The sequence below is a fragment of the Paenibacillus tianmuensis genome (assembly GCF_900100345.1).
GTDB lineage: Bacteria > Bacillota > Bacilli > Paenibacillales > NBRC-103111 > Paenibacillus_G > Paenibacillus_G tianmuensis.
In genome coordinates this window covers 1-9,529 of sequence record NZ_FMTT01000080.1, presented here as the reverse complement: position 1 = coordinate 9,529, position 9,529 = coordinate 1, and the positions used below count along the sequence as shown (strand labels likewise).

Sequence of the window (9,529 nt, the reverse complement as noted above, 5' to 3'; positions counted from 1 at the left end):
TTGTGTTAGGTTCTAATTCTAATGAATTCATTAGTTCAACTTATATAGTTAACGCACGCAGGCCATTTCTGTTTTGTGCCGACTGCTAAGTTAAGAGCTAGCTCATTAGCTCATCCTAGATCAGAGCGTATAGCTATCTAGGCTGATAGACTGTTACCATCTATCACAGGTTGGCGCAGGATGTTGATCCCCGCCAATGCTGCTTTGTATGCGATAAAGGGACTGTAATTGATAGAACGTCCAGTTATGCAAGTTTTTGGCGTTTTTACGACTTGTTCTTGTCGTTTGGCAAAGGTTCGTCAGCTTCTCCAGCTTGATGACCGATACTTTGTGGGAATGCCGAGCTTTCTCACTCCGCTTCCATCCGGTTTGGGGATTTCCTTGCGTCGTACCGGGCTCGGCTTGTATTGACCCTCCCGGATGCTTTGCAAGAGTTCGTCTCTGTTTTCCCGCAGCCACGGCAGTGCCCCTTCGACAGTCATTCCGTCGATTCCCGGCGCTCCATGATTACGTTTGACCTGCTTGTAGGCTTTGTTCAGGTTGTCCCTGTCCAGTATCCTCTCCAGCAGGTCGTTTGCACCGTCTCTTTCTCTACTCTCCCGAATGTCGGTACTCTGCGCTCCTGCATACTCTTCGCGTTCCACGCTATCCCTTTGCAGGCAGCCCTTTCGATATTCTGCTTTCATCGCACCGACCCTCCCTCATCCATCTGCCACATCTACATGATGAGATTCGGGCAGTATTGGACTTTGCTTTGTTGCGCAAGCTCGTCCGTCCCATCATGCCTTCTATGTGATTTCTGTTCGTCAGACCGAGGGTTTGCCTCCGGCTTCCTTCAGATTCGGCCTCACGACCGACACCCTTGCCCTTGGCTAACAGTTCCTACTGCCAAGCCTGTAGCGGACTTGCACCGCCTAGTTATCGCCCATGCCGGGTGTACCGCAACAAAGCCCGACCGGGTCGACCCGGTCGGGCTTTGTTTGTACGGCTTGCACGGACGCTGGATTGCCGGGCTGTCAGCCGCTTATCCGGCAGCAGGAAGCTTAACCTTCTGCCCGGGGAAAATCAGATTCGGGTCGTTGAACTTATTCAGCTCTTGCAGCTTCTGCCAAGTCGTGTTGTGTTTCTTGCCGATTTTCCACAGCGTATCGCCGGACTTCACTATGTACACCCCGCCGTCCGTCGCAGCAGGAGCCGCCGGGGCGGGCTTTGCAGCTTCCGGTGCTGGCGCTGGTTTGGACGTCTGTCCAGCCGGCTGAGCCGGAGGAGCTGGCACCTTTGGCGCTGGTGTTGTCGCCGTGCCGGATGTCTGCTTGACCGCAACGCGGTTTTCGACCTGCGGGTTCACTTCGCCCTTCTTCTGGAAGTACTTGATCAGCGATTCTTCTAGCGAAGAATAGTCGCCTGCGAGCGGATAGTCCTTGAACATCTTGTAATCGTCCCCGCCTGCGGCTATAAAGTCGTTCGTCGCAAGCAGATACGTTTTGTTCGGGTCGATCGGTTGGCCTTTCACTTTGACCCCGGATACCCGTTTGCCTTTCGGCTGCGCAGGGTCGAGCTCAAAGGTAATACCGCCGACTTGCGGGAATGCGCCCAGCGAGTCCGGATAAGCGGATACGCCGTGCTCAAGAGCGGCTACGATGTCGGAGCCCTTCACTTTTTTCGTCTGAATGTAGTTGCCGAACGGCAGTACGGTAATAACGTGCCCCTTCGTAATCGGGCCTGCGGCGATCGAATCGCGGATGCCCCCGCCGTTAATGATGGCAACGTCGGCGCCTGTCTCGTCGATCATCGCGTCGGCAATCAGGTTGCCGAGGTTCGACTCGCCCTTGCGTACAACTTCGCGGTCCCCGACAAGCTTGACGGAGGTGGAGCCGACTTTTTGATGCAGCACTTTCTCCTGCTCTTTTTTCACGGAACGAATAATTTCCAGAACAGCCGCGTCGCCCGGTGTCTTGTCTTCATCGGCGGCTTTTTTCGTGATCAGGCCGGACACCTTGTCCTTCAGCTTCCCGTTCTCGAATGTCAGGTCGACGCGTCCGAATTGCTTAAGGTACTCGCCGGTCTGGGCGATCAGCACGTTGCCGACCTTCATGCCCGTATCCAGTTTCGTATGGCTGTGTCCGTCGATGATGACGTCGATGTCCGGCACCTGCTCGGCCACCTTGATGCTCGTGTCGATACTGGACTTGTCGACTCCGAGATGCGTCAGCGCAATAATGGCGTCGACTTTGCCTTTCAGCTCGCCCACAATCGCCTTCGCTTCGACGGCAGGGTCCGTGAACGTGAGGCCCGCGACGTTATTCGGATGCGTTTTATAAGCGGTTTCAGGCGTGGTCAAGCCGAAAATGCCCAGCTTGATGCCGTCCACTTCCTTTATCTCGTAAGGCTTCAAAATGCGGGTGCCGTCCGCTTTTTTCGTGTTGGCGCTCAGCACCGGGAATTTGGCTTTGCCCACCAGCTCGACAAGCCGCTCGTAGCCGTAGTTGAAATCGTGGTTCCCCGCGGCCATCGCATTGTATCCTACGGCATTCATAATGCTGACGATGCTTTCGCCGCGCACGAGATTCGCAACCGTTTGCCCGTGGAACGTATCACCGGCATCCAGCACGAGCGAATTCGGGTTCGTTTTCGCATACTCCTTGAGGAGCGCGGCCATTTTGGCGAAGCCGATTCCTTCCTTGCTCTCGTCGACGCGGGAATGTGTGTCGTTCGTGTGGAAAAGCGTAATTTTCGTCGTGCCCTTCTTGCCGCCGGCGTCCGCTGCCGACGTTTCCGCCGCTGCCGGGGCTGCCGCCGATACGAGCATGAGCGCAGCCAGCGCGGGGGACATCCATTTTTTCCAACTCTTCATTCGAAGCTTCTCCTCCCAATTGAAACAGTTTGGCATATCCCTTTTAGTTTAGCACAGAAAAATTAAATGGAAATTCCGCCCTGCATAAATTTTTCGTAAATTCAAACGGCTCGACGCGGACTTTAAAATGAGGTTGAGTTTTTTTAACTGGTATCATACAATGAAAATGCTTAATTTTGGCAAGAAGGGGATTGCAGCACATGTTTCGATGGTTGGCAAAAGGCTTGCTCGCGGTTTGCATCGCAATCGGGGTTATCGCGGGTTCGGTCTATCAATGGGGCAGCTATCCGTATGCGGATCAGGTCGCGGTGCTGGCCTATCATCATTTGGACGATACGGATAAGAGCAACGTCACGATCACGCCGGAGTTGTTCCGCAAGCAAGTCAGCTTCTTGAAGGAAAAAGGATACCGGTTTCTGACGCTGTCGGAATTCCGCGATTTCATGAACGGCAAGGACGTGCCCCGGCAATCGGTGCTGATTACGTTCGACGACGGCTACGAAAGCTTCTATACGCACGCATACCCTGTGCTCAAGGAGCTGGGCATACCAGCGGTCAATTTTGTCGTGACCAAGGATTTGGCCGATCCGAAGGCGCCTGCACTTACGGCTTTATCCGAGGAGCAAATCCGGCAGATGGCCTCGGAAACGGACTTTATCGATTTTCAATGTCATTCGCACGACCTGCATCAGAAGGTGGACGGCAATCCGCTGCTCGCCAGAATGCTGCATACGGAGGGGCGAATTGAAACGGCGGCCGAATACGGCGGCCGGATTCTGAAAGATACCCGTGCTTGCGTCAGCCGGCTCCATGCCCTTCATTCACAGGCAGTGGACATGTATGCCTACCCTTACGGCATGTACGACCGGCAGGCATCGGATCTGGTCGGGCAGGCCGGGATTCGCTACGCTTTTACCGTGAAAAGCGGCATGGTGACGCAAAAGGACGACGTGATGCAAATTCCGCGCATCAATGCCGGGAATCCGAGCATTACGCTGGAAAAGCTGCACCGCACGATCATGCGCCGCGCTGTGAAGACACACTTCTCCTGGCTGAGAGGCAAGGAATAAGGCAGGCTGGTTTAGCCGCGAGAGCCCGGCGTCCCGGTTCCACCGCTTTCCTGGCAGCCGTCGAACCACAGCTTACGGTAATCGACCCAGCCGAGCGAGCTGATCGAGACGTCCCCCAGTCCCGGCGGGTATGAGGCGGACTGCTGCCAGCGGTACCACAGGATGACGGCTCGCTCCCGCAGGAGCGTTTCTTCCAGCTGGCTGAGCAGTTCTAACCGACGGGCGCGGGAAGGCTCCCCGGGAAGTTCGACGCACAAACGGTCAGTTATTTCTTGCAGCTCCGGAGGCAAGCAGCGCCTCACGGGGCTGTTTGCGTTAGCCAGCAGGGCGAGAGCAGCGCCCACTCCGCATCCTCTTGCAGCAGCTCCGCGTCGCTTCCGTTCCGCCTTCCAAGCCACGGGGCTGCAGTCTCCGATACAGCTTCAAGTAATGCTCCTCCAACCGCATCGCGTTCCGTTCTCCTTCCTCCATTCGATCGTATATCTTCGCACCAAAAGGGGAAATTTTCTTATCCCAGTTTACTCTTTTCATTCCCCTTTTTCCATTTATAATTAGAGCTACGTCAATGCTAAAAAGGGAGCTGTTTGAAATGAACGCACACGGATCATCCGTCCGCGTGATCGCTTGGATAACGGCGGTCTGCCTGCTCGGCGACTCGATGCTCTATATCGTGCTCCCGGTGTACTGGCAGCATTACGGCTTGGATGCGCTCTGGCAGGTCGGCGTTCTGCTGTCGGTCAACCGCTTCGTCCGGCTGCCGCTTGGCCCGCTGATCGGCTGGCTGTACAGTCGGCTGCCGAAACGAACCGGTGTGCTTGCCGCCGTCGCTTTGGCCTGTGCCACGACGCTGGCGTTCGGCTTCTTCAGCGGCTTCGCGCTGCTGCTTGCGGCACGGGCATTATGGGGCGCAGCCTGGTCGATGCTTCGCATCGGCGGCTACTTGACGGTGCTGGAAGCCAGCAGCGGCGGAGACCGTGGCCAACTGCTTGGCCGCTACAACGGGATCATAGGCATCGGCAGCCTCGTTGGGATGCTGGCCGGCGGACTGCTCGCCGACCTGCTCGGCGTGCGCGCGGTAGCGCTGCTGCTCGGCGCAGTCATGCTGGCCGGTCTGCCGTTCACCTGGCGCTTCGTGCCGTCCACCGTCACGCCGTCCGCGCCGCCGCGGACCGATGCTTCCGTGCCGCGGCTGACTGCCGCAACGCTGCTGCCGCTGCTGTCGGGCTTCACGACCGCGCTCGTCTTCTTCGGCCTGCTGATGTCCGCCCTCAGCCCGCTGATCGCCACCCGCCTGCCGGACGGCGGCACGCTCACGCTTGCGGGCTTCACGCTCGGCGCAGCCTCTGTCGCCGGCGTCCTGCAAGCGCTGCGCTGGGGCTGGTCGCCCTTCCTGTCTCCCTGGTTCGGGAGACAGTCGGACGGCCCCCGCGGCCGCCTGCCGCTTTACCTCGCTGCGCTCAGTCTGTCGGCTACCGCCTTCGCGCTGCTGGCGCTCCCGCTGCCTTTCGGCCTCTGGCTTGCGGCTCTGCTCGCGGTGATGCTGGCGAATACCGCCATCACCACGCTCTCGGACACGCTCGCCGCCGACGCCGCCGCGGGCAGCCGCGCCGTCGCGTACATGACGACGTATACGATCGTCGTCGATGTCGGGGCCGCGCTCGGCCCGCTGGCCTCCTTCGTCCTGCTGGGCGCGTTCGGCCCCGGCGGCGTCGGCTTCGCCTGCGCCGCGCTGATGGCGTTCACCGCCGCGGCCTGGCTCATTTTTCATCGTAAACGGCGCATGCTATAATGTGCGGCAAAAGGACAACAAAGGAGCGGATCGAGATGCAGCGGTTCGAAGCGGTACTGCACCGGCCCGAAGGGACAGGGACGTGGACATACTTCACGCTGCCCTTTTCCGTGGAAGCCGTCTTCGGCGGCAAAGGACAAGTCAAGGTAAAAGGAACGGTCAACGGCATACCGTACCGCAGTTCCGCGATGCCGCATGGCAACGGCGCTCACTATATGGTCGTAAGCAAAGCGATTCGCGATGAGGCCGGGGTCGCGCCAGGCGATACGGTGCAGGTCACGATGGAGCTGGACGCGGAAGCGCGGACCGTCAAGGTGCCCGTTGATCTGGCCGACGCTTTGCGCCAAACGGAAGAGGCCGCAGCCCGGTTCGACAAGCTGGCGTATTCGCACCAGAAAGAGTTCGTAGACTGGATCGAGTCGGCCAAGCGGCCGGAAACGCGGGCCAGCCGGATCGGCAAAACCGTAGCGATGGTGCTGGAAGGAAAAAGGCCGAAGGGGTAACGGGCGTTTTGGAGGAGGGTTTGGCATGGAACTGGAGGAAATGATGGCCCGGCTTGAAGCGCTGGGCACGGAGCAGAATCGCAAAGTGTACGGAAAACACGGCGCCAAAGAGCCGTTATTCGGAGTCAGCTTCGGCAATTTGGACAAGCTGAGAAAAGAGATTAAAACGAACGACGCCTTGGCCGAGCAGCTCTGGAACACGGGAAATACGGATGCCCGGACACTGGCCGTCATGATCGTCGATCCGAAAACCCGAACGCTTGAGCAGTTGGAGCAATGGCTGGACGATATCGATTATTACTGCCTGACGGATGTGCTGGTGACCCATCTGGCAAGCAAATCCCCTTTGCTTCCCGAGCTACTGGAGCGCTGGACGACTTCGGACCGGGAATGGGTCGGACGGGCCGGCTGGCAGCTGATGGCGCACGCCGCCATGAAGAGCAAAGCGCTCGGCGAGGACTACTTCCTCAGGCAGTTGGGGCGCATCGAAGCCCGCATCCATTCCAGCCCGAATCGTACCCGCGATGCAATGAACGCCGCCCTGATCGCGATTGGGATGCGCAGCGAAGCTTTGGAAGCCGCGGCCTTGGCAGCCGCAGCCCGCATCGGCAAGGTCGAGGTCGATCATGGCGATACGGACTGCAAGACGCCGGACGCGGTGGCTTACATCGCCAAGGCGAAGAGCCGGAAGCGCTGACCGCCGCATGAAGTACGGAGCGCATTGCCGCGGGCGGGATGCGCTCCTTTTTATCTCGACTCTCCCGCCTTACTGTGCCGCAGCCGGGATCGGCCGCCGCATCGTCTCATGCCGCTCGAAACCGTACTGCTCATACAACCCGTGCGCGTCTCTGGTGCCAAGCATCATCCGGATATCCCGTAACGCCGGATGCCCCACCAGAAACTGCATCAGCGACTTGCCGAGTCCTTGCCCCCGGTGATCGGGGTGCACGATAACGTCACAGACCCAAGAGAACGTGGCGTAGTCTGTCACCACACGCATGAAACCTACCTGCTCCTCCCCATGGTAAAGGCCGAAGCAGAGCGAGCTTTCAAGGCTCCGCAGCATCGTCTCCTTGCTCCGGTGCGCGGCCCAATAGCTTGTCTGCAAAAGCGCATAGATGACATCCGGCTGCAGTTCCTCCCGGCAATCGTTAATGCGGTACGACAGCGTGTCGTGCTTCCATTCCATCTGTACCCCTCCTGTTTGATGTTGGTTTCGTTTATGTCGTTCAGTATAATGGATACAGGTGACACCGACATATTTATTACTCCCATCTGTACCTGTACAAAATCAAAGGGGACTCTACTCATGAACATGAGCATGAATATGAGCACAGGCTGCAAGTTCGAAACCATCAAAGCCGACATCCAGCGCAAGCTCGCATCCGGCGCCATCCGGCCGGGCGCCAAGCTGCCTTCGATCCGCGACGTAGCCGTACAGTACGGATGCAGCAAAAATACGGCCATTCGCGCGTACGACGAGCTGGAACGGGAACACTTGATTTATTCGGTTCCCAAAAGCGGCTATTATGCCGTCGTCCGTTCCGAGGAACCCTCTTCCGTCGAACAGTTGGCGCGAATCGACCTCGCCAACGCAACGCCGGACCCGGCGGTTATGCCGTACGCAGACTTCCAGCATTGCTTGAACCAAGCGATCGAGCAGTATCAGGACCGGCTGTTCTCGTATGCCGACCCACTCGGCTTTATGTCGCTCCGGCAGGCGCTGCAAAAGCATCTGACCACGGCTCAGGTATTCACCGAACCGGAGCAGATTACCGTCGTATCCGGCTCGCAGCAGGCGATTCATTTGCTGGCCGGCATGCCCTTTCCGAATGGCAAGGCAGCCATTCTCGTCGAGCAGCCCACCTACTTCGGCATGCTTCACACGCTGGAGCTGCTGGGCATCACGGCCATCGGCATCGCCCGCAGCGACGAAGGAATCGATCTGGACGAGCTGGAGCGGCATTTTCGGACGAACGCGATCAAATTTTTTTATACCGTGCCGCGGTATCACAACCCGATGGGAACGAGTCTGAGCCAGGAGCAAAAGCAGGCGATCGCCCGGCTGGCCGAGCGCTACGACGTTTACATCGTGGAGGACGATTATTTGGCCGATCTGGAAACGAAGCGCCGCGCGGACCCAATCTACAGCCTGAACCGCTCCGGCCACGTCATCTATGTCAAAAGCTTCTCCAAAGTGACGCTGCCCGGCCTGCGTCTCGGTACGGCTGTCCTGCCGAAGCCGCTGCTCGAGACGTTCCGTCAGTTCAAATCCTCCGTCGATTCGAGCACGTCCGCCTTGTCCCAAGCGGCGTTGGAGCTTTACTTGACGTGCGGCATGTTCGACCGCCACGCCGTGCGGATGCGCGAGCATTACCGCGTCCGGATGGAGGCGCTGCGTACGGCGGCCGCCCGTTACCTGCCGCAGGAGGTCGGCCTTCATGTGCCGGACGGCGGTGTCTTCACCCGGCTGCTCGTGCCGTCGCCGCTAGAGGCCGATGATCTGCTGGCGGCGCTGAAGCAGCAGAACGTCGCGGTCTCGCCCACCGCGCGAAGCTATCTGCGCACGTTCGCGAAGGACAACGGTCTGCGCCTGAGCGTCATGCGCGCGAACGAAGCGCAGATCGACGAAGCGATCCGCCGCATCGCCGACTGGATCGGGCAGGCGCGACGCCGCAAGCCGTCGCTGCAATGGGACCCGGTCGTGGACTGGATCTAGACGAGGAAGGGGATAAACAAGTGGTTTGCGAGGAACGATTGCCGCACGCGCGGCTGCAGCCTTTTATCCGATGCTTGTGGCGCTTGGAGCGTCCTGCTTGCCGAGCGTCTGGACCTTCGACTGGTATCGATCACTTGGAGCTGCATACCGGGATTTATGCCAAAACAGTAACAGAGATCCGGAGTGGGTTTTCGAAAATAGACCTGGAATTAGACGAAGTGTCGCTTAAAATCGAAGCTGAATGGTCTGTTGAAAAAAATCAATGCCTTGAAAAGACATGAAGCCTCAATGAGTAAAAAAGTGGACAAAAAACTGGCGCGGTTAAATGCACCAGTTTTTTTGCTTTTAAAAAATGGCTCAATCTAAAAATTAGCGGTTGAACTTTTCAACATGGTAAACGGAGTCGATTGCATTCAATTAATATACCAGCTTTGTAGCACTCACGATTACGCGTGAAGTAGTGCCGACGCTGGTAAGCCTTGATGCGATTATGCCGTCCTTCAATGGTTGCGTTCGTCCACCGACAACGATGGTAGTTCACGATCTCATCCTGCCAATTGCGCATGGTTTTCAAGGTGTTTCTCACCGCGTCAT

The 9,529-nt window shown here is 58.0% G+C and carries 10 protein-coding genes and 1 pseudogene; 5 read left to right on the top strand and 6 right to left on the bottom strand.

Annotated elements, in window-relative coordinates:
• Positions 1–137: 137 nt before the first annotated feature.
• From BLO51_RS30675 to BLO51_RS27695, 3 genes and pseudogenes are all read right to left on the bottom strand, one after another.
• Positions 138–336 (bottom strand): annotated as a pseudogene (locus BLO51_RS30675) (IS200/IS605 family accessory protein TnpB-related protein); the annotation flags it as partial.
• The gene (locus tag BLO51_RS27700) at positions 300–686 is read right to left on the bottom strand and encodes a hypothetical protein (RefSeq protein ID WP_217266809.1); all 387 of its coding nucleotides are present in this window, start codon (positions 684–686) and stop codon (positions 300–302) included. The gene BLO51_RS27700 and the pseudogene BLO51_RS30675, both read right to left, overlap by 37 nt.
• Before the next feature lie 338 nt (positions 687–1,024).
• Positions 1,025–2,854 carry a 5'-nucleotidase C-terminal domain-containing protein gene (locus tag BLO51_RS27695; RefSeq protein ID WP_090677292.1) on the bottom strand — a complete coding sequence of 610 codons (1,830 nt, stop codon included), beginning with the start codon at positions 2,852–2,854 and terminating at the stop codon, positions 1,025–1,027.
• A gap of 200 nt (positions 2,855–3,054) precedes the next feature.
• Between BLO51_RS27695 and BLO51_RS27690 the strand changes: the two genes are divergently transcribed.
• Positions 3,055–3,924: a polysaccharide deacetylase family protein gene (locus tag BLO51_RS27690; protein ID WP_090677278.1), complete on the top strand. Its 870-nt coding sequence runs from the start codon at positions 3,055–3,057 to the stop codon at positions 3,922–3,924.
• Positions 3,925–3,935: 11 nt separating this feature from the next.
• Here the strand turns inward: BLO51_RS27690 and BLO51_RS27685 are convergent, their stop codons facing one another.
• Positions 3,936–4,322 (bottom strand): hypothetical protein, encoded by a 387-nt coding sequence (locus BLO51_RS27685; RefSeq protein ID WP_143007015.1) that lies wholly within the window; start codon positions 4,320–4,322, stop codon positions 3,936–3,938.
• Positions 4,323–4,513: 191 nt separating this feature from the next.
• Between BLO51_RS27685 and BLO51_RS27680 the strand changes: the two genes are divergently transcribed.
• The 3 genes from BLO51_RS27680 to BLO51_RS27670 are packed head-to-tail and all read left to right on the top strand — an operon-like array spanning position 4,514 to position 6,913.
• Positions 4,514–5,713 carry an MFS transporter gene (locus tag BLO51_RS27680; RefSeq protein ID WP_167670364.1) on the top strand — a complete coding sequence of 400 codons (1,200 nt, stop codon included), beginning with the start codon at positions 4,514–4,516 and terminating at the stop codon, positions 5,711–5,713.
• A gap of 35 nt (positions 5,714–5,748) precedes the next feature.
• Positions 5,749–6,216 carry a YdeI/OmpD-associated family protein gene (locus BLO51_RS27675; protein ID WP_167670363.1) on the top strand — a complete coding sequence of 156 codons (468 nt, stop codon included), beginning with the start codon at positions 5,749–5,751 and terminating at the stop codon, positions 6,214–6,216.
• A 25-nt stretch (positions 6,217–6,241) separates the two neighbouring features.
• Positions 6,242–6,913, top strand: a complete 672-nt coding sequence (locus BLO51_RS27670) for a DNA alkylation repair protein (protein ID WP_090677253.1) — start codon at positions 6,242–6,244, stop codon at positions 6,911–6,913.
• Positions 6,914–6,982: 69 nt separating this feature from the next.
• On the opposite strand, the gene BLO51_RS27665 is transcribed toward BLO51_RS27670, so the two are convergent.
• Positions 6,983–7,405: a GNAT family N-acetyltransferase gene (locus tag BLO51_RS27665; protein ID WP_090677252.1), complete on the bottom strand. Its 423-nt coding sequence runs from the start codon at positions 7,403–7,405 to the stop codon at positions 6,983–6,985.
• A 120-nt stretch (positions 7,406–7,525) separates the two neighbouring features.
• Between BLO51_RS27665 and BLO51_RS27660 the strand changes: the two genes are divergently transcribed.
• Positions 7,526–8,935 (top strand): aminotransferase-like domain-containing protein, encoded by a 1,410-nt coding sequence (locus BLO51_RS27660; RefSeq protein ID WP_174551326.1) that lies wholly within the window; start codon positions 7,526–7,528, stop codon positions 8,933–8,935.
• A gap of 385 nt (positions 8,936–9,320) precedes the next feature.
• Here the strand turns inward: BLO51_RS27660 and BLO51_RS27655 are convergent.
• On the bottom strand, positions 9,321–9,529 hold a 209-nt coding region (locus BLO51_RS27655), incomplete at its 5' end, for a transposase (RefSeq protein ID WP_143007014.1).